The 23376-nt window shown below is 74.9% G+C and carries 20 protein-coding genes; 8 read left to right on the plus strand and 12 right to left on the minus strand.

The genetic code is table 11. The features are described from left to right. Positions 1-286: 286 nt before the first annotated feature. Complete coding sequence (locus ACFV2S_RS14305; RefSeq protein WP_383798355.1) at positions 287-1276, plus strand: ABC transporter ATP-binding protein; 990 nt, start codon at positions 287-289, stop codon at positions 1274-1276. Continuing rightward, positions 1273-2103 (plus strand): ABC transporter permease, encoded by an 831-nt coding sequence (locus ACFV2S_RS14310; RefSeq protein WP_383798358.1) that lies wholly within the window; start codon positions 1273-1275, stop codon positions 2101-2103. Before ACFV2S_RS14305 ends, ACFV2S_RS14310 begins: the two co-directional genes overlap by 4 nt. 64 nt (positions 2104-2167) lie before the next feature. Here the strand turns inward: ACFV2S_RS14310 and ACFV2S_RS14315 are convergent, their stop codons facing one another. The 6 genes from ACFV2S_RS14315 to ACFV2S_RS14340 are packed head-to-tail and all read right to left on the minus strand — an operon-like array spanning position 2168 to position 12094. Then, a complete protein-coding gene (locus tag ACFV2S_RS14315) occupies positions 2168-3076 on the minus strand; it encodes a thiopeptide-type bacteriocin biosynthesis protein (RefSeq protein WP_385557692.1) in 909 nt (302 codons plus the stop codon). A gap of 11 nt (positions 3077-3087) precedes the next feature. After that, positions 3088-4650 carry a hypothetical protein gene (locus ACFV2S_RS14320; protein WP_385557695.1) on the minus strand — a complete coding sequence of 521 codons (1563 nt, stop codon included), beginning with the start codon at positions 4648-4650 and terminating at the stop codon, positions 3088-3090. Next, positions 4647-6578: a TOMM precursor leader peptide-binding protein gene (locus ACFV2S_RS14325; protein WP_385557698.1), complete on the minus strand. Its 1932-nt coding sequence runs from the start codon at positions 6576-6578 to the stop codon at positions 4647-4649. The genes ACFV2S_RS14320 and ACFV2S_RS14325 overlap by 4 nt, the downstream gene beginning before the upstream one ends. Beyond that, complete coding sequence (locus ACFV2S_RS14330; protein ID WP_385557701.1) at positions 6568-8322, minus strand: hypothetical protein; 1755 nt, start codon at positions 8320-8322, stop codon at positions 6568-6570. The genes ACFV2S_RS14325 and ACFV2S_RS14330 overlap by 11 nt, the downstream gene beginning before the upstream one ends. A 2-nt stretch (positions 8323-8324) precedes the next feature. Beyond that, positions 8325-10904, minus strand: a complete 2580-nt coding sequence (locus ACFV2S_RS14335) for a lantibiotic dehydratase (RefSeq protein ID WP_385557704.1) — start codon at positions 10902-10904, stop codon at positions 8325-8327. Continuing rightward, entirely contained in the window at positions 10901-12094 is a 1194-nt protein-coding gene (locus tag ACFV2S_RS14340) for a hypothetical protein (protein WP_385557707.1), read from the minus strand. Before ACFV2S_RS14340 ends, ACFV2S_RS14335 begins: the two co-directional genes overlap by 4 nt. A gap of 213 nt (positions 12095-12307) precedes the next feature. On the opposite strand from ACFV2S_RS14340, the gene ACFV2S_RS14345 reads away from it, so the two are divergent. Beyond that, entirely contained in the window at positions 12308-12871 is a 564-nt protein-coding gene (locus tag ACFV2S_RS14345) for a DUF7010 family protein (RefSeq protein WP_383791450.1), read from the plus strand. Between the two features lie 131 nt (positions 12872-13002). Here the strand turns inward: ACFV2S_RS14345 and ACFV2S_RS14350 are convergent, their stop codons facing one another. The 3 genes from ACFV2S_RS14350 to ACFV2S_RS14360 form a co-directional block, all read right to left on the minus strand. Further along, the gene (locus tag ACFV2S_RS14350; protein ID WP_189799760.1) at positions 13003-13173 is read right to left on the minus strand and encodes a thiazolylpeptide-type bacteriocin; all 171 of its coding nucleotides are present in this window, start codon (positions 13171-13173) and stop codon (positions 13003-13005) included. 36 nt (positions 13174-13209) lie between these two features. Next, positions 13210-13380, minus strand: coding sequence for a thiazolylpeptide-type bacteriocin (locus ACFV2S_RS14355; RefSeq protein WP_189799760.1), 171 nt, complete (start codon positions 13378-13380; stop codon positions 13210-13212). Between the two features lie 140 nt (positions 13381-13520). Continuing rightward, on the minus strand, positions 13521-15143 hold the full coding sequence (locus ACFV2S_RS14360) for a SagB family peptide dehydrogenase (RefSeq protein ID WP_385557712.1): 1623 nt from the start codon (positions 15141-15143) through the stop codon (positions 13521-13523). Positions 15144-15501: 358 nt separating this feature from the next. Between ACFV2S_RS14360 and ACFV2S_RS14365 the strand changes: the two genes are divergently transcribed. From ACFV2S_RS14365 to ACFV2S_RS14380, 4 genes are read left to right on the plus strand one after another with little or no spacing between them, the layout of a single operon-like run. Then, positions 15502-16962, plus strand: a complete 1461-nt coding sequence (locus ACFV2S_RS14365; RefSeq protein ID WP_385557715.1) for a multicopper oxidase family protein — start codon at positions 15502-15504, stop codon at positions 16960-16962. 42 nt (positions 16963-17004) lie between these two features. Continuing rightward, positions 17005-18663: a class I adenylate-forming enzyme family protein gene (locus tag ACFV2S_RS14370; RefSeq protein ID WP_385557718.1), complete on the plus strand. Its 1659-nt coding sequence runs from the start codon at positions 17005-17007 to the stop codon at positions 18661-18663. Further along, positions 18660-19589 carry a 2-amino-3,7-dideoxy-D-threo-hept-6-ulosonate synthase gene (locus tag ACFV2S_RS14375; RefSeq protein ID WP_383791460.1) on the plus strand — a complete coding sequence of 310 codons (930 nt, stop codon included), beginning with the start codon at positions 18660-18662 and terminating at the stop codon, positions 19587-19589. Before ACFV2S_RS14370 ends, ACFV2S_RS14375 begins: the two co-directional genes overlap by 4 nt. Next, positions 19561-20676 (plus strand): 3-dehydroquinate synthase II family protein, encoded by a 1116-nt coding sequence (locus ACFV2S_RS14380; RefSeq protein WP_383791463.1) that lies wholly within the window; start codon positions 19561-19563, stop codon positions 20674-20676. The genes ACFV2S_RS14375 and ACFV2S_RS14380 overlap by 29 nt, the downstream gene beginning before the upstream one ends. A gap of 86 nt (positions 20677-20762) precedes the next feature. Here ACFV2S_RS14380 and ACFV2S_RS14385 read toward each other — a convergent pair whose 3' ends face one another. Together ACFV2S_RS14385 and ACFV2S_RS14390 are read right to left on the minus strand one after the other, a co-directional pair. Then, positions 20763-21368, minus strand: coding sequence for a LuxR C-terminal-related transcriptional regulator (locus ACFV2S_RS14385; protein ID WP_382870026.1), 606 nt, complete (start codon positions 21366-21368; stop codon positions 20763-20765). Positions 21369-21411: 43 nt separating this feature from the next. Then, a complete protein-coding gene (locus ACFV2S_RS14390) occupies positions 21412-21939 on the minus strand; it encodes a hypothetical protein (RefSeq protein ID WP_383791468.1) in 528 nt (175 codons plus the stop codon). Positions 21940-22037: 98 nt separating this feature from the next. Between ACFV2S_RS14390 and ACFV2S_RS14395 the strand changes: the two genes are divergently transcribed. Next, complete coding sequence (locus tag ACFV2S_RS14395) at positions 22038-23021, plus strand: LuxR C-terminal-related transcriptional regulator (RefSeq protein ID WP_383791471.1); 984 nt, start codon at positions 22038-22040, stop codon at positions 23019-23021. A gap of 43 nt (positions 23022-23064) precedes the next feature. Here ACFV2S_RS14395 and ACFV2S_RS14400 read toward each other — a convergent pair whose 3' ends face one another. After that, a complete protein-coding gene (locus ACFV2S_RS14400) occupies positions 23065-23325 on the minus strand; it encodes a hypothetical protein (protein ID WP_383694598.1) in 261 nt (86 codons plus the stop codon). Positions 23326-23376 lie beyond the last annotated feature (51 nt).

Below are 23376 nucleotides of genomic sequence, written 5' to 3' on the forward strand. Positions count from 1 at the left end.
TGTGTCGGCACCGCCGGCGTCGCCGGCCGCGGTCTCCCCCGGGTCCGGCCGTCCGCCGCATCCCGAGCATGGGCGGGCCGCCCGCCCCGGGCAACGCGGGTCACGGTCCGCGCTGACAACTGTCGCGGCTTCCATGACGTCCGTCACCGGCGCCCCGGCGGGCCCGCCCCGGGACCCCGCCCCGCACCTAACGTCGAGGCCGCGCCCCGGAGTCCGTCTGCGGGCGACGACCCCACGACGTCCCACGACACCGGGAGGCACACATGACACGAGCCGAGGGACCGCGGTGACCGCCGCGGTGGCCGTCGAAGGCCTGCAGAAGAGGTACGGCGACCACGAGGCCGTACGCGGAGTCGACTTCACCGTCTCCGAGGGCGAGATCTTCGCCCTGCTCGGGCCGAACGGCGCGGGCAAGACCACCACGCTGGAGATCCTGGAGGGCTTCCGCGACCGCGACGGCGGCCGCGTCGAGGTCCTCGGCCGCGACCCCGGCGTCAAGGCCGACGGGCACTGGCTGCGCGGCCAGGTCGGCCTGGTGCTCCAGGACATCGCCGTCGAGCCGTACCTGTCGGTGCGGGAGACCGTCGCGCGGAACGCGGGCTACTACCCGGACCCGCGGAACGTCGACGAACTCCTCGACCTCGTCGGCCTGAACGAGAAGAAGGGCGCCAAGGTCAAGGACCTGTCCGGCGGCCAGAAGCGCCGCCTGGACCTCGCCCTCGGCGTCGTCGGCCGGCCCCGGCTGCTCTTCCTCGACGAGCCCACCACCGGTTTCGACCCGAACGCCCGCCGCGGCGCCTGGGACGTCGTGCGCAACCTCCGCGACGACGGCACCACCATCGTCCTCACCACCCACTACATGGACGAGGCGCAGGCGCTCGCCGACTCGGTCGTGGTGATCGCAGAGGGACGGATCGTCGCCTCCGGCACGCCGGACACGCTCGGCGGGCGCGACAGCGCCCAGACCCGGATCCGCTTCGCCCTGCCGGCCGGCGCCTCGCTCGCCGACGTGCCGCTGCCGGTGAACGACGTGGAGGACGGCCTCGTGACGGCCGAGACGACGGAGCCGACGGCCGCGCTGCACCGGCTGACCGGCTGGGCCCTGGACCGGGGCACGCCGCTGGACCGGCTGACCGTCGAGCAGCCGACCCTCGAGGACGTCTACCTGAGCCTGACCAGCGAGTACGTACAGCAGGAAGCCTCCTCGCCGTCGTCCGCGCGGGGGCCCAAGGCGCCCGCGGGACGAGGGCGCCGACCCGGACGGAGCCGCTCATGACCACCCTGATCCCCCCGACCACCGAGACCGCCGGGGCGGCCCCGTCCGTTCGCGCGGACGCGCCCCGCGAGCGGAACCCGCTCGCGCTCCTCGGCCACCAGATCCGCTACGAACAGCTGTCGTTCTGGCGCAACCCGCAGTCGATGGTCTTCACGTTCGTGCTGCCGATCGTCATCATCGGCATCTTCGGCGCCGTCTTCAGCGGCAGCGAGGGCCAGGACTTCTTCTTCGGCCTCACCGGCATGCAGTACTACACGCCGGTCATCGCCGCCGTGTCCGTGCTCGGCGCCTGCTACGGGCAGTTGGCGATCGTGCTCGCGATGCGCCGGCAGACCGGCGTCCTCAAGCGGCTGCACGCCACCCCGCTGCCCGCCTGGGTGTACTTCGCGGGCCTGCTCGTGCACTGCGTGGTCGTCAGCATCGTGGACGTCGCGCTGGTCTTCGGCATCGGCGCCCTCTACGGCGTCGACCTGCCCACGCACTGGGGCGCGGTGCTCCTCACCCTGGTGCTCGGCGCGGCGAGCTTCTGCGCGCTCGGCGTCGGCGTGGCCTCGCTGATCAAGAACTCGGAGGCGGCCCCGGCCGTCGTGCAGTTCATCCAGTTCCCGCTGGTCTTCATCTCGGGCAGCTACTTCCCGATCCACGCCGAGCTCCTGAACACCATCGCGGGCCTGCTGCCCGTGAAGCCGTTCAACGACGCGATGCTGGCGCTGTTCACGCAGGACGCCGGCTTCCAGTGGCGCGACCTCGCCGTCCTCGCCGCCTGGGGTGTCGTCGGCGCCCTGATCGCCGTCCGCAGCTTCCGCTGGGACCCGCGCCCCGAGTAGTGGGGGACCTCACCAGGAAGGCCCGGCCGGGTTTCCCGGCCGGGCCTCCTGCTGTGCGCGGGGCTCACGCGGCGGTGTGCTCCGGGAGCGGGAAGGCGTGGGCGAGCACGGCGTACGTGCGGAGCTCCTCCAGGAGGCTCAGGCCCAGCCGGTTGTGGAGCATGTGCGCGTGCGAGAAGAGGACCATGCCGGGGTGGGACGGGGAGTGCTCCCGGATCTCCTCGGCGTGCGCGGCGAGACGGGCGTGCCAGCCGGCGAAGGGGCCGTGCGCCCCGGGGTCGAGGGTCACCGTCCCCTCGACCCGGGTGATCGTGTCGAGGAGCGCGGCCGGGTGGCCGGCCTCGGCGGCCCAGGCGCGCCAGGCGCCGAGCCCGTGGGCGTAGTAGTACGCGCGCTCCGCCGGGTCCCCGAGGGCGGCGGCGACGGCCAGGGTGCCGCGCAGGGCGAGCGTCGCGCGCCGCCGTTCGTCGGTCACCTTCGGCAGGGCGGCCAGGACGAGGCCGCTGGAGAGGGTGAAGAGGGACTCGGCCGCGGGCATCAGGGCCCGGCCGCCGTACCGGTCGTACTCCGGCTCGTAGACGGCCGGGTGGACGCCCGGGGGCAGCAGGGCCTTCACGGTGGTGTTCTCGCCGGTCTCGCCCGCGGCGGCGAGCCGCTCGGCCCCGCTGCGGTAGGCGTCGGGGTCGAGCGGCTTCTCGCCCGGGGCGGGCGTGCCGGCGACGGCGAGGCGGGCGGTGAGCGCGGCCTCGACGCGGGCCCGCGCGGGGGCGTCCAGGTCGCCGACGCGCAGCCGCAGATGGGGGCCGGACTGCCAGTAGCGGATGAAGAACCACGGTGTGCCGGGGGCGAGTTCGCGGACGGTCGGGCCGATGACGTCGGTGACGGCCCGGTCGTGGGCCGACCGGGCCGTGGTGCCGAGGTGGAGGTGCCAGGCCGTCCACTCGGTGGGCCGGGGGGCAGGTGGCGGGGTCACGGGACGCTCCTTCAGAGTCTGAGGTCGAGCAGCGCGCCGCCGGTGGGCTGCGGGACTCCCACGACCACGGACAGGACGACCATCTCGTCCGGGTCCAGGCCGAGGACGCGCTGGGTGGGGATCTCCTTGAACGCCCGCACGGGGCGGGCGAAGAGGCCGGAGGCGGCGGCGGACAGGCAGAGCCCGTGCGCGGCCCAGCCGGCGGCGTGCTGGACGGCGCCCCAGCCGGCGGTTCCGAGGCGCTCGAAGAGCTCCCGGGTCCGCACGGTGAGGAAGACGGTGAGGGGGGCGTTCCGGATGCCGCAGCCGTTGACGGGCGAGACGCCGTAGCCGTACCGCTCCTCCAGGCGTTCGGGGGCGGTCGGGTCGGCGTGCAGCAGGTGCGCGGCGCCGTCCCGGAGCCGGTGGACGCCGTCGGTGCGGCCGTCGACGCCCTGGACGACCGCGGTGACCTTCATCGTGGCGAAGGCGGCGGCCAGTTCGGGTCCCGGCGGGGGGACGGCGAGCCAGCGGGCGGCGCTGTCGAGTGCCTCGGCGGGCACGCGCGCGCGGCGGCCGCTCATGCCGTGCAGGGCGCGCGGCATCCGTCCGGAGTGGCGCCGCCACAGCAGCTCGGCCCAGTCGGGCACGGCCGCCGAGGGCCCCAGGCCCTCGGGGACGGCGGTGGTGAGCGGGGCGGGGGCGCTGCCGTAGGTCTGGGCGCGGTTGACGCGGATCAGGGCGGCGAGGGCGGGATCGGTGCGGTCCAGGTGCGCGGGGGGTTCCGGCACGGGCTCCGCTCCCGGGGGCGCCTGTGCTCCGTCCAGCTCCACGGTGAACGGCAGGGACCAGGCCCAGGCGTCGTCGAGGCCCAGGGCGGGCAGCAGGCGGTGGGAGTCCGGGCCGGGCGGGCGCAACCGGGCGGGGACGCCGAAGAGTTCGAGCCCGAGGCTCAGCGACCGCAGGACGAAGCCGAGTTCGATGGCGATCAGGGAGCCGCGGAACCACTGGTAGGCCGCCGGCACGGAGGTGTAGCGGCCGGTGAGGAGGATGTTCCGGGCGGGTGCGGCCGGGGTGCCGGTGAGGGCGTGGCGGTCCGGTTCGAGGAGGCGCCAGGGCATGCCCGCGCCCCCGTCCGCGAAGGCGTGGACGGGGAAGAGGCAGCGGGGCGAGGCGTAGGGCCGGTGGTCGTTGTAGGGGTTCTCGGGCTCTCTGCGCTGGGGGCCGAAGGCGGTCACGAGGGCGCGGCCGAGCCGGTCCCCGGCCGGTTCGGCCGCGTAGGGGCTCACCGGTGGCACGGCCGGGAACGGCAGGGCCGCGAGCCGCGCGTGGGTGCCGGGCGGCAGGGCCCCGCGCGGGCCGCCCCCGCGCGGGGGCGGGGGCGGGACGTGCGTGTCGGGCGGCGGCTGCGGCACCCAGGTCCAGGGGGGCGCCTCGGGTGCGTCGTCCCCGGCCCCGTAGGCGTACCAGAGGGGTTCGCGGGCGATGCTGTTGTCGCCGTCGGGTCCGGGCAGGTCCACGGGGCCGCGCCGGGGCGGCGCCCCCGGGTCGCTCCAGGAGGGTGCGGCCGGGCGGCCGACCGGTGGCGCCGTCACGGGAACGGGTGGGGGTCGAGGGGCGGCGTCCGGTGCTCCTGGCCGGTGCCGCGCAGCGCGGCGGTGAGCCGGGGCAGTCCGGCCAGGCGCTGCTGGGCGTGGCCGAAGCACATCGGGAGGATGCCGGGGACGACCGCGCGGGCCACGTGGATGCCCGCGTCGGCGTGTTCGCGGCTCGTCTGGTCGACGAGCACGATCCGGTCCAGTCCGGCCTCGGCGAACAGTCCGCGGACGAAGTCCAGGGCGCCGCGCACGTCCCCGCCGGAGCCGCGGTCGAGCCGGCCGGGCCAGTCGGGGAAGGCCTCCTCCAGGGTGACGCGCGGGCCGCCGAGGGCCGCGGTGGCGCGGGCGGCGGTCTCGGGGAGGGACGAGAAGCGGACGTGGTCCTCCAGCTCCTGGACCAGCCACGGGTCCTCGACCATCGGCTCGACGTCCTCGCGGGTCCAGTCGACGGGGTTGGTGACGAGCTGGGCGACCTCGCGCAGGGCCCCGCGGATCGCGGCCTGCGGGTCGGCGCCGGAGCCGGCCGAGGAGAACGTCGCGGGGAACGGGTTGAGCCGGTTCACCGCGAGGACCCAGACGACCGGGAGGCCGATGTCGCGGGTGGCGACGAGGAGATGGACGTCGAAGCCCCGGGACTCCATGAGCTCGATCATGGCGCGGCTGGTGGGGTCGGTCAGCGTGTGGTTCGGGATGGTGGGCAGCGGGGCGGCCCGGTGCCAGGAGAGCAGGAACGCGTCCCGCTCGGCGAGCTCGAACAGCGAGTGCAGGGCGGCCTCTTCGAGGTTCGCGCCGACGGCGCAGCCGCTGGACGACTCGTAGAAGTAGTGCTTGCGGCCCGGTGTCCCGGCCTCGCGGGCGGCCCTGCGGTCCCTGCGGTGGTTGTACTCGTACTGGTAGAAGGCGTGGTCGGCGGGGACGAGCAGCGGCCGCCCGTCGTCGAGGTCGTGGCCCCACACCCAGTCCATCGGGGTGTCGGCGTCGAACGGCGTGGCACGGCTGGTGGGGTGGGCGAGCTGCTCGGCGGTGTACTGCCCGAGCCCGGCCGGGTCGACGGCCTGGCCGGCGACCTCCCGGTAGGAGCGGTGGGTGAGGACGGGCAGGTCGTACGGGAAGCCGGCGAGCCGCTCGTACGCCTCCAGGATCGCGACCGGTCCGGTCTCGGCGAAGGTGCGGGCGCGGCCGTGGCCCATCGCCGGGGCGTCGGGCACCACGGCCATGCTCATCGCGAACGGCGCGCGGGACTCGCGGAGCAGCGCCCGGACGGGGCCGAAGCGCTCGTCGACCAGGCGGTCCTGGAGGACGCCGCGCTCGACGAGCCGGCTCGCGGCGGTGCGGGTGGAGTCGTCGGGGAAGGCGGGCCGGTCGGTCCGTGCGAGGGGCGGCGGGGTGGCGGTGCCGTCGAGCGTCTCGTACGCCGGGCCGCAGAGCGGGCAGTGGAAGCTGCGGGCGATGCGGTGGCGGCGCAGGCCGCGCGGGGAGACCGCGAAGAGTTCGCCGGGCCCGAGCGGCCGCTCCGCCAGGTGCTCCAGGGCCGCCCGGAGCAGTTCGGGGAGGAGCGGCGCGCCCGGCCCGGGGGCGGCGGTCGCGTGCCGGAGGTCGCCGGCCAGGGGGTGGTCGGGGACGGTGCGGTCGCGGACCTCGGCGCAGCCCGCGCAGCCCGCGCCGCCCGCGTCGCCGGCGGGGTTCCAGAGCGGCCCGACGAGGGCCTCGTCGGCGCGCAGGCGGACGGAGAGGTGGGGGCGGCCGGCGGCGCGGGCCTCGGCGAGGCGGTCGCGCTCCCAGCCGAGGTGCCAGCCCCGGTCGACGGCGGCGGTCCCCTCGGGGAGGAGGCCGCCGAGGGCGTCGAACGCGTCCCGCCAGGCCTCGTCGGCGGGGAGGGCGTCGAGTCCGGGGCCGAGGGCGAGCGTGAGGGTGTCAGTGGGCATCGTGGGCCTCCACGGGGCCGTACCAGAGGGGGAGCTCGCCGAGCACCGGGTCGTGGCGGACAGCTCGGCCGCGGTGGGCGGTGCCGGTGGCGGCGAGCTGGGCGCGCAGCGCGTCCAGGGTGGCGCGGCCGGCGGACAGCAGGGCGTCGGTGGAGAGCGGCTCGACGGTGCCGGGCACGTCGTCGGTCTGGGTGCGGGCGAGCGCGGCGCACAGCGCGTTCCGGACGGCCTCGGCCGGGTCGGCGCCCCAGGCGCGTCCGAGGACGGTGCCGTCGGCGGTCACCTCGGCGAGCCGCCAGTCGAGTCCGGGCACGAGGCCGAGGCGTACGGCCGGCTCCTCGGGGAGCAGGGCCCGCAGCCGGGCGAGGATCCGCAGGCCCTCGGGGTCGGTTCCCCCGGGGGCTCCGCCGCCCGCGGCCACGGCGGGGGCGCCCGCCGGGAGGGCCGCGGGCGGCTCGTGCGGGGTGGCGGTCTCCGCCGGCGGGAACTCGGCCTCCTCGGCGAGCAGGCGCAGGGCGCCGTCGAGGAGCCAGTGTTCCCGCGTGAGCCCTGCCGCCGGGGTGGGAGCCCCGGGGATGCGGGCGTGCGGGCCGGCCGCCGGGGTGGGAGCCCCGGGGATGAGGGCCCGCAGGGCCTGGAGGGTCGCCGCGACGGCGGCGGTCTCCTGATGGGCGGCCCAGGCGAGGACCGTGGTCGTGGGGCGGCCGGCCGTGCGGAGCTCGGCGGCGCGCAGGGCGAGCGGCATCTGGGGCAGGTCGGCGCCCGCGGCGAGGGCGAGCGGCCCGGTCCAGCGGGCGGCGAGCGGGGCGGCGGCCTCTCGGGCGTCGTCCGGCTCGGGGCGGTCGTCGGCGGGCGCGTCGGCGAGGGTGTACGTCCGGTCCTCGGGCGCGGTGGGGGAGCCGGGCCGGCCGGGCGCGGCCGCCATGGTGGCTCCCCCGACGGTGACCCGGTCGGAGACCAGGTCCGTCCCGTGCACGACGTGGGCCTCGCCCGCGTCCGCCGTTCCGGTCAGGGTGTCGACGAGCAGTTGGGCCGCGAGGGCGCCTGCGAGCGCGTCCGCCACGGGGCGGGGCGCGGGGGCGGTGGCCCCGGCCGTGGCCCAGGCGCGGGCCCGTTCGTGGAAGGCGTCGTGGACGGCCGGGTGTCCGGGCCCGGTGAGCGCCGGTCCGACGAGGGTGACGCCGGCGGTGCCGATCCGGACCGGCACGGTCAGGGGCGCGCCGGACGGGGGCCGGGGGTCGTCGTCCTCGCGGATGTCGAGGACCGCGTCGGGCTCCTGGGGCCCCGCCTCCGTGAGGACCGTCCCCACGCCGGCGCGGCGCAGGCCCCGGACGGCGGGTCCGGTGGCGGCCGGCGGCCCGGTGACGAGCACGGTCGCGGCCCGGAGCCGGGCGAACGCGCCGTACGGGTCGTCGAGGAGGCCTTCGAGCCGGGCGAGCGACTCGGCGTGCCGTTCCCGCACGTCGGCGGGGGGTTCGGGGGCGGTGTACGCGGCCGGGTCGAGGAGCAGTCCGTTCGCGCGGAGCCGGTCGACGAGGTGGCGGACGGCGGGGCGGGCGCGTTCGGTGCCGATCCCGGCGACCAGCGCGTCCTCGTCGGTGCCGTCCTCCAGGAGGGGGACGCAGCCCTGCGCGACGGCGTGCAGGACCTCGGAGCCGCGCAGCACGAACTGGGCGCGGACGCCGCTGAAGTAGACCCCGCCGGGGACGGGCGCGTAGTGCAGGTCGGGGCGTGCCTTGAGCATCGTCACCGCTCCTCTGCCTGGGTCGTCGGGTGGTAGGTGAAGCGGCCTCCGGCGGTCCGGGCGACCTCGACGACCCACTCGGTGGCGTGGGTGCCGTCGACGACGCCGGGCAGCGCCTCCTCCAGGTAGCTGCCGCCGGTGTCGGCGCCGCGCCGTTCCAGCATCCGGGGCAGGACTCGGGCGCCGAGCGCGCTGCTCAGGTCCGCGTACTGGGGCTTCTGCTGGAGCCGCTTGGACTGGATGTCGGGGGCGCCGACGGAGAGCGGGCCCTCGTCCTCGGGGACCGTCTTGACCACGACCTCCTCGGGGACGCCGTACTTGGCGCGCCAGGCGTTGAGGGCGAGGAGCCGGTCGTGCTCCTCGGGTCCGGCGGCGAGCGCGGCGCCGAGTTCCTCGCCGCCGTACCAGCGGCGGCGGCCGATGAGGACGTCGCCGACCGCCATGCGCGGGGCGGTGCGGGTGGTGGCCCTGTCCCACGGGGTGGCGGCGTGCCAGCTGTTGGGGAGGGCGTTGAAGAGCCGGCCGCTGATGGCGAGCCCGGAGGCGACGGAGAGCGGCGGCGGGAAGAGGCCGGGGTGTCCGGTGCCGAGGGGCAGGACGCGCAGCGGGGCGCCGTCGGCGTCCTCGACGCGCAGCGAGTCGGTGGCGGGGTCGTGGGCGAGCCGCAGTCCGAACCAGTCGTCGGGGGTGAGGCCGCCGGGCAGGACGGGCGTGTGGGCGTTGACGTTGAGGCGGTGCAGGCCGAGGTCCTCGGTGACGCGGGCGCCGTCGTGTCCGTAGACGCGGCGGACGTGGTCGGCGAGGCGGGGCAGCGCGCGTCCGCCGAGGCGCCGGTCGGCCTCCAGGAAGCGGGCGTACAGCATGCCGTGGCCGGGCAGGCCGTCGTTGAGGACGAGGTGGCCGTCGCCGCGCTGGAGCAGGACGCCGTAGATCAGCGGGTCGCGGCGGAACCGTTCCGGGAGTTCACCGGTGAGCCCGGCGACCTGCTCGGGGGTGATGCGGAGGGTGTCCTCGCCGTGCTCCACGGCCTGCCCGATGAGGGCGTGGACGGTCTCGGTGACCTCGCGGCGCAGCTCGTAGATGCGTTCCAGGGAGCCGTCGGCGGGGCCGATGCCCTTCAGGGCGGCCGGGTCGCCGGGGCCGTCGGGGCCGTACACGGCGGCCATGGCGGCGGCGCGGCGGGAGACCTCGCCGACGACGAACGGGGCGTGTTCGGCGAGGGGGACGTTCGCCCCGGGGCCGAACCGCTCGACGAAGGCGGCGGTCATGAGGACCCGGACGTCGTGCAGCCAGTCGAAGACGGTGAGGAGTTCGACGGCGGGGCCGAGGTCCTTGAGGGACTCCTTCCAGGGCGCCGTGTCCACCGCGAGCGGCGGCATCACGTAGTCCTCCTCGACCGTGACGTGCGCGGGTCGGCCGGCGGCGTGGCTGAGCTCGCCGAGGGCGCCGCGCAACTCGGCGAGCGCGGCGCCGCGTTCGGCGGCGGGCGCGGCCGTGAAGGCGGGCAGACCGGTCTTGACGCGGTCGGTGAGCTCCTTCGTCAGCGGGCGGTCGTCGTCCGGGGAGAGCAGGGCGTCGTAGTCGGCGGAGCCGTCCTCGGCCTCGTGGAAGGTGCACAGCAGGCCTTGCGCCACGGCGCCCCTGACCTGCCGGTCGGCCTCCTCGGGGGCGCGTCCGGAGCGGGCGGCGACGTGGGCGACGACCGACGGGAAGGGGCGGGGGCCCATGGAGACCGCGTCGAGGAGGTCGCCGGCCGGGCCGTCGAGGGAGACGGCGGCGCGGCGCATCCCCTCGGGTCCGGGGCGCAGGAAGAACAGCTTCCCGGCCGCCGGGTCGGGCGCGGAGGTGGGCGGGAGTCCGATCCAGAGCTCTTCGAGGTCCCGGTCGGCGGGGTCGGGCAGGCCGCCGACCACGTAGTTGAGCATCACCCGGTCGAGGCCGGGGAAGGCGGTCGCGCCGGGGAAGCCGGCCTCGTCGGGGCCGGGACCCGCGGGGTCGGGCTCCGCGATGCCGACGGCGGTGAAGCGGGCCAGCGGACTCGTGCGGACCATGGCGCGGGTGACGTACTGGATGAGTCCGCGCTCGGACTTGCGGGACTTCGCCGGGACCCGGCCGGGCGCGGCGACGGCCGTGCGGTACCGCTCGGCCTCCTGGTGGACCTCGGGCGCGACGAGCGCGAGCGAGCGGAGCAGGTCGGGGTCGCCGAGGAGTCCGGCGAGGACGCCCCGCTCGCGTTCGGCCGCGTCGGGGTAGCCGGCGACGAGTTCGCCGCGGATCCGGTCGCGCTCCGCGCGGGCCGCGAGCCAGGCCTCGGCGGCCGGGGTGTCCGGCGCCTTCCTCGGGGCCTTGTCGTTGTGCACGGACCTGCGCAGGGCGATGAGTTCGCGCCGCTCGGCGTCGTCGGCGGCGGCGCCGATCCGCTCGTACAGCTCGTCGGAGGCGGCGGCCGCGGCGCCGGCGAGGGCCTGCTCGGCGGCGCTGAGGAGGGCGAGCAGCCGCCGCAGGTCGGGATCGGCGAGGCGGGCCCGGCGCAGCGGGTTGACCCGCAGGAACCAGAGCGGCTCGGGCGTCACGGCGGTCATCGCCGGTCTCCTTCGGGGGTGGTGGCGGTGGTGGCCGGGTCTCCGGCGGGGCCGTTCGCGGCGATCCGCTCGCGCCAGGAGACCCCGAGGACCTCGTCGACGGTCTCGGCGATCGCGAAGCAGGTGTAGTAGCGCTGCATCGGGGAGACGGTGAGCAGCGGCAGCTGCTCGTAGAACAGGTTCGTCAGGAGGCGGAAGGCGGCGAACCACGGGGACGGGGAGGCCGTCACCCCGGCCGCGCCGACGGTCCGGTGGAAGTCGCTGTCGGGCTGCTCGCCCTGCGGGACGACCCGGGTGGCCCCGGGCGGGCCCATCTCGGAGCGGTCCAGGCCTTCGGTGGCGGCGTCGAGCAGGTCGAGGCCGAGGGTGCCGGCGGCGACCGCGCTCTCCAGCGCCCCGGCGCCGTAGGCGAAGCCGGTGCGCCAGGCGGCGGCGGTCGCGGAGACCTCGCCGCTCAGCCGCTGCTCGACGACCCGGCGGAGCGCGGGGGCGTCCTGGGCGAGGCGCTGGGCGAAGACGGGCCGGACGTCCTTGGTGGGCGCGGCCCAGGCGAGGAAGGCCTCGACGTGGGAGCGCGGCGAGAAGACGCCGTAGCCGAGGCCGAGGGCGTGGGTGTCGGCGAGCGCGGCGAAGGCCTCGGCGAGGCGGACGGTGCCGGAGCCGGGCTCGCCGGCGAGGTCGTCGACGGTCCGCAGCAGGGCGGGGGTGAGCGCCGCGTGCACCACGGTACGGAAGCCGGCGAGGCGCGGGGCGCGGGAGGCGCTCGCGGTGGGCGTGCCGCCGGGGGCGATCCGCTCGACGGCGCCGTGCTCGCGCAGCGGCAGGTAGGGCGGCTGGACGGCCTCCAGGCGGCCGAACTCGCGCGCCTGGTCGAGGTAGGTCTCCTCGGTGAGGGCCCGGGGCGGGTCGAGGGGGCCGGCGTCGAGGCCGCGGAGGACCGCGTCCCAGTCGGGGCCGCCGCCGGGGATTCCGGCGGCGTCCCGGGCGAGGATGTCGACGTGCGGTCCGTGGAGCCACCCGCGGCGCAGCTGGACGGCGGGGGCGCCCGCCTCGTTCAGCGCGCGGGCGACCGGGACGACGTACCGGGCGAGCCAGGCCGGTGTGACCGGCATCCGTGTGTGCAGCCGCACTCCCGTCAGGCCGTCGGAATCCGGCTTCACGGCAGTGCGCTCCAGCGCATCAACCCCCATGCTTTCGCACCTTCCGAGAAATCGAGAATGAACGTCCTGTGTTCCGCTCGAAATCATGCCGCGTGGGAATTGCGGCGGAACAGGGAAAAGGAATCGGCGCTGACATGTGTCACGCTTTCCGTGACGCTCGGGCCACGGCCTCCGCCGGCCTCGCGGGATCGGACTGGCTGAAAATAGACAACCCGGTCGGATGATCGCTGTAGTGTCCGCGCCATGACTACGGAAACCACCGACGCGGAGTGCCTGGCGCTCACGCGCAATCTGCGCCGCCGCGGCGCGATCGTCCTCGCCGTCTTCGCCCTGGTATGGGCCTTCGCAGGTGGTTCGGGGATAGCGGCGGTGCCGGTTTCGGTCACCGTCGGCGTCGTCGCGGCGGTCGTCACGGCCGGCGCGGTGGTCCTGGCCTTCCGGGGCACCGCGGGTCCCGTGACCCGCCTGGTGCGGCTGCCGGAGAAGTGGAACCGGGGGGTCGGCCTGGTCAACGCGGCGGAGCTGGTGGCGATCTTCGCGGTGATCGCCGCGTCGAACGCCTCGGGCCACCCGGAGTTCATCCCGGTCGGGATCTGCCTGGTCGTGGGGCTGCACTTCTTCCCGCTGGCCCGCCTCTTCGACCAGGGACAGTACAAGTGGACCGCGATCCTCCTGACGGCGGTCGCGCTGGTGGGGCTCGCCGTCCTGGCGGCCGGCACCACGGCGGAGACGATCCGCACGGTGGTGGGCCTCGGCGCGGCGCTCGTGCTGTGGGCCTCGTCCTTCCACGTCGCCCTGCGCGGCTGACACCACCCGCGCACGCGGAAGACACCCGCGCGGAAGACACACGCGCGGAAACGCACGCGAGGATGCGCCACCCGGCCTGGGCCGGGCGGTCGCATCCTTCGTGCGTCGTGCGTTCAGCCTCGGTTACTCGGTCAGCAGGCCGAGCAGGTGGAGGACGAGGACGACGAGGTGCCGATCGAGCCGCTGGAGGCACCCATCTCCGGGAGGGCGACACCCTGGGCGACCTCGAGGGTCTCCAGCTCGTCGACGTTGAAGTCGTCGAACGCCTTGTCGTCGCCGTTCTTGATGTCGTCGATGCTCATGCTGTGTTTCCTTTCAGTGTTTCGGTCGGGGGATGTTCAGCAGGCGGAGCAGGTGGAGGACGAGGAGGACGAGGTGCCGATCGAGCCGCTGGAGGCACCCATCTCCGGGAGGGCCACGCCCTGGGCGACCTCGAGGGTCTCCAGCTCGTCGACGTTGAAGTCGTCGAACGCCTTGTCGTCGCCGTTCTTGATGTCGTCGATGCTCATGTGAATTCCTTTCGGATTTCTTCTCGGCAACCGTTCGGCTGCATCACCAATAATGCTGACCGGCCCCCGGGTGCACCAGCCTTTCCCGGCTCAGCCTGACGTTTATCACGCCCGGAATAACGGGCGTCACGCCGAAAGGCTCAGGGATTCTCGGGAAGGGACCACTCGGGGCTGTTGAGCATCCGCCACCCCTCCCCCGGCTCACCTGCGACGGAGTCGTCGGGACGCCGGCTGCCGAGCAGGAAGTCCCCCACCGAGGACTCCTGGAGGTAGTCCAGGCCCAGGACCCTGGCCGACATGTCGGCGTCCCCGTTGCCCAGGGCGCACGGGGCCAGACCGAGGGCCGTCGCGACCAGGTACATCGTCTGGTAGAGCACGCCGGTGTGCCGGAGCGTCGTCGCGTAGGCGATGGCCCGGTACTTCCACGACATGCGCTGGAAGCGGGCCGTGACGGTCACCAGCACGTCCGGGCGGGCCTCCATGCCGGTGGCCCGGGACGCCACGTGGAAGAGGGACTCGCGGTCGGCCTCCTCGTCGTTGCGCAGGACCAGCCGGTGGCCGACGGGGTCGTAGTAGTAGATGCCGGGCTCCAGGCCCGCGCAGCGCCGCACGGTGACGTACAGCTCCAGCTCGTAGCCCTGGCCGCCGCTCGGGTACGGCCGCGAGACCACCTCGTCGCGGGCACCGCCCGGCTCGGGGGTGTAGTGGGCGCGGACCCGGGCGACCCGGTAGAGGAGCTCGCCGAGCTGGCGCGCGGTCATCTCCTTCTCGCCGTACCCGCGGATGGAGCGCCGGGTCTCGATGGCGGTGGTGAGGGACGGGTCGCGCTCCGCGATCTCCTCGCGGGTCGGCCGGTACAGGGGCACGAACGGCCCCTCCGGCACCGGGCGCACGGCCGGCCGCGGCTCGATCGCGCCCCGGTGCGGGTAGACGGCGCCGAAGACGTCGTCGTACCGCCCCGAGCGGATCCGGGAGTGGAAGAGCAGGTCGTGGAAGTCCCACTGCCGCAGGACCGGTTCGGCGTCCGAGGCGAAGGCGCCGTCCTCGTCGGCGAGTTCGGCGAAGCCGGCGCCGACGAGGTGGCCGAGGACGTCGGCGGTGGAGGCCGCGTCGAGGCCGGCGTCCGCGCCGAGCCGGCCGGGGGTGCCGGGCTCGCCGAGGGCGGCGGCCAGGGTCCGGGCGGCGGTGTCGGCGAGCACGGCGCGGAACTTCACGAGCGGCGACTCCAGCACGAGGGCGCCGTCGCGGCTGCGGCAGAACGCGAAGCGGGAGAGGCGTACGGTCGCGTCGGGCCGGACGGCGACGGGGCGGTACTCCGCGTCGCGGGCCACCGGCTCCAGCCGCACCAGCACCCGTCGCACGTCACCGCTCCGGGCGAGGACGGCGTGGGCGACGAGGTGCCGGGCGCGGCCGAGGATCCGCTCGACGTGGACGCGCTCCGCGGGCAGCAGCCCCTCGTACAGTTCCTCGGCGGGCAGGGGCCCCTCGGCGAGGCGCAGCAGCGCGGTCCGGACCCCGCCGCGGACGGGCCGGACGGCGAGCGAGGTCGCGGGCCCGGCGAGGGTGGCGACGTCCCCCTCCTCGGCGAGGAGGACCCGCACCCCACCGGTGAACGCCGGTACGGCGGGGGCGGGTTCGCCCGCGGCGGGCGGGAGGGGGACGGACGCCTCGGCCGCCGGCGCGGTGGGCGCGGTGCGCCCGGGGTCGCCGGAGTCCCGGACCTCGGGTTCGACGGCGGATGCGTGGGTCTGCGTGGTCTGCACGGGGCCTCCGTGGGCGCGTGGACGGTGGTCCGGCGCCGGGGCCGAGCGGCCCGGGCGCCGGCGGACGGGACGGCGCCGCCCGCAGGGCAGACGCCGGTCGCCACTCTCGCGCCGGGAATGCGGCCCCGCTCCGCCGCCGCCGGAATCGGTGACGTTTCCCGGGAAGGAAATGACGCCCGTCATCCCGGAGTCCCGCATTCCCGTACCGACCGGCGGAAATGACCGAGGTCATCGATCGCGTGACACATGCAAGCGCCGGGTCGAACTCCCTCGGAATGCGGCCCGTTCGCGCCCATGCTCGGAGAGCGAATCAACGAGAACCTCGCTCCCGGAAAACCCGTCACGTAAGGAATCCGCTGTGTTCACTCGCCGCCATGCGATACGACTCGGACTCACCGCCGGTGCCGTCGGCGCTGTCGGCGCGGCCGGCGGGGTCTTCCAGGGCCTCACCTCCGGCACCCCGGCCGTGGCCGCCGAGCCTCCGGCCGGGCCGCCCGCGGTCACGCCCTTCACCGTGCCGCTGCCCCGGCCGAAGGTCCTCGCCCCGTACCGGCGGACGCGCTCGGCCGACTACTACGCGGTCACCATGCGCCGGGCGAGGGTGGAGATCCTGCCCGGCCTGAAGACCGAGGTCCTCACGTACAACGGGACGTTCCCGGGCCCGACCATCCGGGCCCGCAGCGGCCGCACGGCCGTCGTCCGGCAGGTCAACGGCCTCTCCATGCCGACCTCGGTGCACCTGCACGGCGGGGCCAACCCGCAGGAGCAGGACGGCGGGATGATGGACCTGATCCAGCCGGGCGCCTCGAAGACCTACGTGTACGCCAACCGGCAGGTGGGCGCCACCCTGTGGACGCACGACCACGCCCACCACATGGAGTCCGAGCACGTCTACCGGGGCCTCTCCGGGCTCTACCTCCTCGGCGACGAGGCCGAGGACGCGCTGGGGCTGCCCTCGGGGCAGTTCGAGGTGCCGCTCGTGCTGCGGGACGCGCACTTCGACGCGGCCGGGCAGATGGTCTACACGATGGACGACGCCCTCAACCGCACGACCCTCCTGGTCAACGGCGCACCGTGGCCGCACCTGAAGGTGAAGGCGCGCAAGTACCGCTTCCGGATGGTCAACTCCTGCAATCTGCGGATCTTCGTGATGGCGCTCTCCGACGGAAGCCCCCTCGTGCACATCGGCTCGGACGGCGGGCTGCTCGCGGCGCCGGCGCCCTCGCCGGTGATCGTCCTCTCCCCCGGCGAGCGCGCCGACTTCGTCATCGACTTCTCGCGGTACGCCCCGGGCACCCAGGTCACCCTGTCGAACATGCTGGGCCCGGGGCCGACCGAACTCGTCGGGCAGATCATGCGCTTCGACGTCGAGGAGAAGGTGGACGACCCGAGCCGGGTGCCGGACGTCCTCGGGACCCTGCCGCCGCTGCCCGTGCCGACCGTCGAGCGCTCCTTCGAGCTGCGGATGGACGAGCCGGGCACGGGCCACCAGGCGTACATCAACGAGAAGACCTTCGACCACGACCGGATCGACACCGAGATCGCCTGGGGCACGACGGAGGTGTGGACGGTCAAGAACACCAGCACGACGATCCCGCACAACTTCCACACGCACCTGGTGCAGTTCCGCATCCTCGAACGGGACGGAATGCCGGTCTATCCGGCGGAGGCGGGACTGAAGGACACGGTGCTCCTCTTCCCGGGACAGACCGCGAAACTCCAGCTGACGTTCGACACGCACCGCGGGGTCTTCCCCTATCACTGCCACATGATCGACCACAGCGCCATGGGAATGATGGCGCAGATGCGCATCTCCTGATCCCTTCCCCTGAATTCCCGTCTCTTTCGGAAAGGAGGAACGATGTACGTACGCCGCATTCTCGACGCCCTCGGGAAGGACCCGGGGCGCGTGGTGATCGACCACGCCGACGAGGCCGTCACGGCGGACCGGCTCGCCGGCTCCGTGCGGGCCACGACCGCCCTGCTGCACTCCCGCGGCGTCCGCCCCGGCGACACCGTCGCCGTGCTGACCGGCCCGAACCGGCCGTCGATGCTCGCCGCCCGGTACGCCGTCCATCTCCTGGGCGCCACCTCCGTGTACGTGCGGTCGATGAACCCGCGGACCGACACGGAGACCTTCTCGGTCGCCACCCAGGCCCGGCTCCTGGAGGACCTCCGGGTCGCGGTGCTCCTCGTCGACGACGAGAGCGCCGAGCGCGGCGAGTGGCTCACCCGCCGCGTACCGGAGACGACCGTGCTGCGCCTCCCCCGGGGGACGGCGGCGGAGCCCCCTGGACCGCTGCCGGACCGACTGCCCGAGCCGCGCCCGGAGGACCTCGCGACCGTCGAGTTCACCAGCGGGAGCACGGGCCGGCCGAAGATGGTCGCCCAGCGGTACGACACGCGTGAGGAGCTCGTCCGCCGCCTCGCCCATGGCCTCGATCCCCGGGGACCCGCGACGCTGCTGTCCGTCACGCCGATCAGCCACACGACCGCGCCGATGGCCGACGCGGTCCTCGCGAGCGGCGGACGGGTCGTCCTGCACGACGAGTTCGACGCGGGCGACGTCCTGGACGCCTTCGAGCGCCACGGGGTGACGGACGTGTACCTGGCCGTGCCGCACCTCTACCGGCTGCTGGACCATCCGGCCGCCCCGCGCACCGATCTGTCCTCGCTGCGCCGCATCACCTACAGCGGCACACCGGCGGCGCCGGCACGGGTGGCCAGGGCCGTCGAGCTCTTCGGCGACGTCCTCATCCAGGTGTACGGAACGACGGAGGCGGGCGGCATCAGCAGCCTCAATCCGCTGGACCACCGCGAGCCGGAACTGCTCGGCTCGGCGGGCCGCCCGTTCCCGTGGGTCCGGGTGGAGATCCGCGGCCCCGACGGCGGACCGCAGGTGGAGCGGGGGGTGACGGGCGAGATCTGGATCAGCTCACCCACCGTCACGGCCGGCTACCTCGGCGACGAGGAACGCACCGGGACCGTGTTCCGGGACGGCTGGCTGTGCACCGGCGACCTGGGGCACACGGACCGGTACGGCTATCTGCGGCTGGACGGCCGGATCGGCGACGTGATCAAGCACGGCGGTCTCAAGCTGGATCCGGCGGCCATCGAGGAGGCGCTGATGCGCCATCCGCAGGTGCGCCAGGCGACGGTGTTCGGGGTCCGCGACCGCGACTGGGTGGAGCAGGTGCACGCGGCCGTCGAGCTGTACTCGGGGGCCGGGCACACCTCCTGCGACCTGCGGGGCTACGTGGCCGCGGCGCTGACCCCGGAGCACACGCCGGTACGGGTCTCGGTCTGGCCCCGGCTGCCGCTCACCCCGTCGGGCAAACCGGACCGCGCCTATCTGCGCTCCGTCTCGCCGCCGGATCCCGCCGCCGATCCCGCCGGCACCGGCGGCCCGGCCCCCAGCTCCCCGCGCGGAGCCACCGCGCGGGCCGACCCCGTCCGCGCGCGCGGACCGGGTCACCAGCCCGATCACGCCTCCTCGCGAACCAGAAAGGGCGTCCCATGACCGGTTACGGCCACTTCGCCCGGTCGCTGCGGCTACGGCGGCTCTACCGCCACAGCACGGCCGGCCTGATGATCACTCCTCTCGACCACTCGATCCACGACGGTCCGGTGGTGCCCAAGGGCACGACGCTCGACCAGCTCGCCGCCAGGATCGCCGCCGGCGGGTCGGACGCCGTCGTCGTGCACAAGGGCAGCGTGCGCCACATCAGCCCGGAGCGGTTCGCCGCGATGTCGCTGATCATCCACCTCAACGCGAGCACCAGCCAGGCGCTCGACCCGAACGCCAAGTACGTCGTCGCCGGCGTCGAGGAGGCCCTGCGCCTCGGCGCGGACGCCGTCAGCGTCCACGTCAACCTCGGCTCCGACGACGAGCGGCAGCAGATCGGCGACCTCGGGAGGATCGCCGACGCCTGCGACCGCTGGAACCTGCCGCTGCTCGCCATGGTGTACCCGCGCGGGCCGCGGATCAGCGACCCGCGGGACCCGGCGGTCGTCGCGCACGCCGTGACGATCGCCGCGGACCTGGGCGCGGACCTGGTCAAGACCGTCTTCCTCGGATCCACCGCGGAGATGCTCGACCTGACCGCGGCCTGCCCGGTGCCGGTCCTCGTCGCGGGCGGGCCCGCCCTCGACGAGGAGGAGGACGTCCTGGCGTACGTCCGGGACGCCATCGCCGGCGGGGCGGGCGGGGTGGCCATGGGCCGCAACATCTTCCAGGCCAAGGACCCGCGCGCGCTGGCGGCCAAGGTCGCCCGGATCGTGCACCACTTCCCCGAACAGCACTTCGCGGGCGGCCCGTTCACCGACCCCGGCCAGGGTCCCGTGCACAGCGAGCGCCTCACCCCCGATCACCTCGACGACTCATCTCTCGACAACCACCTGACAGGAGGTCCGCATCATGACGGACGCCAAACTGTGCTGGCTTGACATCCGCGAGGCCGGCGCCGCCACCGCCGCCGTCCTGGAGGAGGCGGTGCACCAGAGGATCGACGGCATCGTCGCCGCCGACCCGGCCGTCTTCGCCGGGCTGCCGCCGACCGTCCGCAAGGTCCTGCTCTTCGAGGACGGCGCGGCGACCGTCCCCGCCGACCTGGGCGGGGCCGACGTGGTGATCGTGCCCGGCCCGCGGGACGGCCGCGCCGAGCTCGAAGCGGCCCACCCGGACACGCAGTTCGGGCGGTACGTGGAGATCGTCGACGCCGACACCCTGGAGGACGCCTGCCTGGCGGCCCGCCTGGAGGCGTGGAGCGTCCTCGACTTCCGCGACCCGACGAAGATCCCCCTGGAGATCGTCATCGCGGCCGCCTCGGGCGCGCCCGGCTCGATCGTGACGACCGCCGCCGACACCGACGAGGCCGAGATCCTGTACGGCGTCCTGGAGCACGGCTCGGACGGGGTCCTGATGCGGGGCCGTACGGTCGGTGACGCGACGGCGCTGCGGACCGCGGCGACCGCCCACGGCGGCGAGATCTCCCTGGTCGAGCTGGAGGTCACGGCGACCACGCACATCGGGATGGGCGAGCGGGCCTGCGTCGACACCACCACGCACTTCCGCAAGGACGAGGGCATCCTCGTCGGCTCGCACTCCAAGGGCATGGTCCTGTGCGTCAGCGAGACCCACCCGCTGCCGTACATGCCGACGCGCCCGTTCCGGGTCAACGCCGGTGCCCTGCACTCGTACACGGTGGGGCAGAACGGCCGCACCCACTACCTGAGCGAGCTGCACGCCGGCAGCTCCGTCCTGGCGGTCGACGTCGACGGGCGCACCCGTCCCGTCAGCGTCGGCCGGGTGAAGATCGAGACCCGTCCGCTGATCTCCATCGACGCGGTCGCGCCCAGCGGGCAGACGGTCAACCTGATCCTCCAGGACGACTGGCACGTGCGGGTCCTCGGCCCCGGCGCCGCGGTGCTGAACAGCACCGAGCTCAAGCCGGGCGACCGCATCCTGGGTCACCTTCCGACGGCCGACCGTCATGTGGGCTACCCGATCAACGAGTTCTGCCTGGAGAAGTAGGAGCACCGCGCACCACCTTCTCGTGACGCCCCGCCCCGGCACGCCCCGTGCCGGGGCCGGCTCGCGTCCGGGGGCCCGGACGGCCCTCACAGCAACCCGCACTCGGTGGCGATGCGGGCCGCGTCGAACCGGTTGCGGCCGCCGAGCTTCTTGATCGCCGCCGAGGTCAGGTTCCGTACCGTCCCCGCCGCCAGGTAGAGCTCCCCCGCGATCTCCTTGACCGTCGCCCCGCCCGCCGTCAGCCGCAGCACGTCCGTCTCGCGGACGCTGAGCACCGCCTCCCCGGCCGCCGGGGTCCGCAGCAGCCCCGGGTCGACCGTGAGGCAGCCGCCCGCGACGCCCACGAGGGTGGTGATCAGCTGCGGCAGCCGGGCCGTCTTGGGGACGACGCCGAGCGCTCCGGCGGCGACCGCCCGGTCCACCACGGAGGGCGTGGCCGCGCCGACCATGAGCGCCACCCCGCAGCTCGGATGGTGCGAGCGGACCTCGGTGGCCGCGCGCAGCGCCTTGCCGCCCATGGTGCTCTCGCCGAGCAGCAGGACGGTGGGCCGGTGCCGCTGCACGGCCGGCAGGACGGCCTCGAAGGTCGTGGCCAGACCCACGACGTCCAGGCCGTTGGTGCCGTTCAGGGTCTCGGCGAAGGCCTCCAGGACCAGCTGGTGGTCACCGGCCACGACGACGCGAATGGACATGTCTCTCCCCCGTGGTGACTTCTCGCAGTGGGTGTGCGGACGGTCAGCGGCTGGGTGCGCGGGCCGCGTCGGCGGCCAGGCCGTCGACGACGGAGCGGACCCAGATCCGGTCCTCGGCGGTCGCCGGCTCCGGGCCGTGCCCGGCGGCCGGGGCGCGCTCGATGTGCCGGGCGTCCGCGGGCAGCGCGCCCGCGAGGGCCGCCGAGACGATCCGGAAGGCGTGCCGCAGGCCCTCCGCGGCGCCCGGGGCCGGCAGCACGACGACCGCGGCCGCGACGGGCCCCGCGTCGGCGGCGATCTGGCCGGGCAGCCGGGCCGCCTCGGCGGGGTCGCCGATGTCGATCCGGTACGGGAGGGCCACGAGCCCCAGGTCGTTGAGCTCCTTGCAGAGGAAGGCGGCGTTGGTCGCGGCGTCGTCACCGCGGCCCGGGTGGCCGGCGCCGACGACGGCGACGATCGCCCCGGCCGCGCAGAGCCGGGTGGTGAGCTCCCGGCCGATGCCCGTCGTCGCGTCGACGACGAGGACGACGAGACCGTCGAGCCGAGGCGGAGGGGAACCTGTACGGGCCACGAGAACGCCCTTTCGAGGAGATCGTCGAGCGGGTAGCGTGCTGATCGTGTGAATGGGGTGATTCGGGGGGCCCGGGCCGCCCGGCAAGGGGGCACCACATGGACGAGGTCTCATCGCTCGATCAGCACACGCTGGGCGTCTATCGCGCGATCCTGTTCCACAAGGAGCACGATCCGGAGCGGCTGGCGAAGCTGCTGGACTGTACGACCGAGAAGGTGGCGGAGGCACTCGTCCTGCTGACGCGGCTGTCGCTGCTCGCACCGTCACGGGACACCCCGGGCGGGGTGCGGGCGGTGAACCCGTCGCTGGGCCTGAAGGTGCTGCTCCAGCGGGAGGAGCGCGAACTCGCCTCGCGGCAGCAGCGGATCGAGCAGAACCGGGCGGCGCTCGCCGCCCTCGCCGCCGAGTACACGGCCTCGGGCCGGTCGGGCGGTCTGGACGGGGCGGAGCACCTCGACAACGTCGACGACATCCGCACCCGGCTGGAGGCCCTGGCCGAGTCCTGTACGCACGAGTCGCTCGCCTTCCACCCCGGCCGGGCCCTCACCGAGGAGTCCGTGGAGGCCGGCCGGCCCCTGAACGAGCGGGCGATGGACCGGGGGGTGCGCTTCCGGACCGTCTATCTGGACAGCGTCGCGGGGGACCGGGTCACCCGGGCGCACGCCCAGTGGATGGCGGAGCGCGGCAGCGAGATCCGTACCTCGCCGACGCTCCCCATGCGGCTGCTCATCGTGGACACCACGGCGGCGGTCGTCGCCGGGCTGCCGGGCCAGGCCCAGCCGTCCGCGCTGCTCTTCAGCAGCCAGCCGGTGGTCCTGGCCATGCGCGCCCTGTTCGAGGCGTACTGGGAGCACGCCTCCCCGCTCGACGGGCCCGGGGACGCCCTGCCCGGTGGGCTCACGCCGCAGGAGCGCAAGCTGCTCCAGCTGCTCGCGAGCGGTCTGACCGACGAGGCCGTGGCGCGTGCGCTGGGCATCGGGGTGCGGACGGAGCGGCGGATCGTCGCCGACCTGATGGAGCGGCTGGGGGCGTCGAGCCGGTTCGAGGCCGGGGTGCAGGCGACGCGCCGCGAGTGGATCTGAAGGGGGCGCGCGGCGGTCGCGGCGAGGGTGACGCTCATGGTGGTCAGTCCCGGGGGGCGGTCGGCCAGACGAAGTCGTCCGGGATCTGGGGGATGCAGGGCAGGCCGGGGAGCGTGGGCACGCAGGGGAAGCGCGGCGGCTCCGGGTTCGGCGGCGTCGGCCAGACGAAGTCGTCACCGCCCTGGGTGACCGCCGGGGGCGCCGCCGGGGCGGCCTGGGCCGGGGACGCGAGCAGGACTCCGCCGAGGACGGCGGCGGCGACGGTGGCGAGGATGCTGCTGGTGGCGCGGAGGCGACAGGACATGCGGGTCTCCATTCCAGGGCGGCTGCGGTACGGGTGCGGCCGTACGCGCTT

Source organism: Streptomyces sp. NPDC059695, from assembly GCF_042733785.1.
Lineage (GTDB): Bacteria > Actinomycetota > Actinomycetes > Streptomycetales > Streptomycetaceae > Streptomyces.

Bases quoted from the DNA above. Each gene is read 5' to 3' on its own strand.
- ACFV2S_RS14310 (WP_383798358.1), top strand. From the start codon at position 1,273: ATGACCACCCTGATCCCCCCGACCACCGAGACCGCCGGGGCGGCCCCG.
- ACFV2S_RS14325 (WP_385557698.1), bottom strand. From the start codon at position 6,578: ATGCCCACTGACACCCTCACGCTCGCCCTCGGCCCCGGACTCGACGCC.
- ACFV2S_RS14330 (WP_385557701.1), bottom strand. From the start codon at position 8,322: ATGCTCAAGGCACGCCCCGACCTGCACTACGCGCCCGTCCCCGGCGGG.
- ACFV2S_RS14335 (WP_385557704.1), bottom strand. From the start codon at position 10,904: ATGACCGCCGTGACGCCCGAGCCGCTCTGGTTCCTGCGGGTCAACCCG.
- ACFV2S_RS14340 (WP_385557707.1), bottom strand. From the start codon at position 12,094: ATGGGGGTTGATGCGCTGGAGCGCACTGCCGTGAAGCCGGATTCCGAC.
- ACFV2S_RS14345 (WP_383791450.1), top strand. From the start codon at position 12,308: ATGACTACGGAAACCACCGACGCGGAGTGCCTGGCGCTCACGCGCAAT.
- ACFV2S_RS14350 (WP_189799760.1), bottom strand. From the start codon at position 13,173: ATGAGCATCGACGACATCAAGAACGGCGACGACAAGGCGTTCGACGAC.
- ACFV2S_RS14355 (WP_189799760.1), bottom strand. From the start codon at position 13,380: ATGAGCATCGACGACATCAAGAACGGCGACGACAAGGCGTTCGACGAC.
- ACFV2S_RS14370 (WP_385557718.1), top strand. From the start codon at position 17,005: ATGTACGTACGCCGCATTCTCGACGCCCTCGGGAAGGACCCGGGGCGC.
- ACFV2S_RS14375 (WP_383791460.1), top strand. From the start codon at position 18,660: ATGACCGGTTACGGCCACTTCGCCCGGTCGCTGCGGCTACGGCGGCTC.
- ACFV2S_RS14380 (WP_383791463.1), top strand. From the start codon at position 19,561: ATGACGGACGCCAAACTGTGCTGGCTTGACATCCGCGAGGCCGGCGCC.
- ACFV2S_RS14385 (WP_382870026.1), bottom strand. From the start codon at position 21,368: ATGTCCATTCGCGTCGTCGTGGCCGGTGACCACCAGCTGGTCCTGGAG.
- ACFV2S_RS14395 (WP_383791471.1), top strand. From the start codon at position 22,038: ATGGACGAGGTCTCATCGCTCGATCAGCACACGCTGGGCGTCTATCGC.
- ACFV2S_RS14400 (WP_383694598.1), bottom strand. From the start codon at position 23,325: ATGTCCTGTCGCCTCCGCGCCACCAGCAGCATCCTCGCCACCGTCGCC.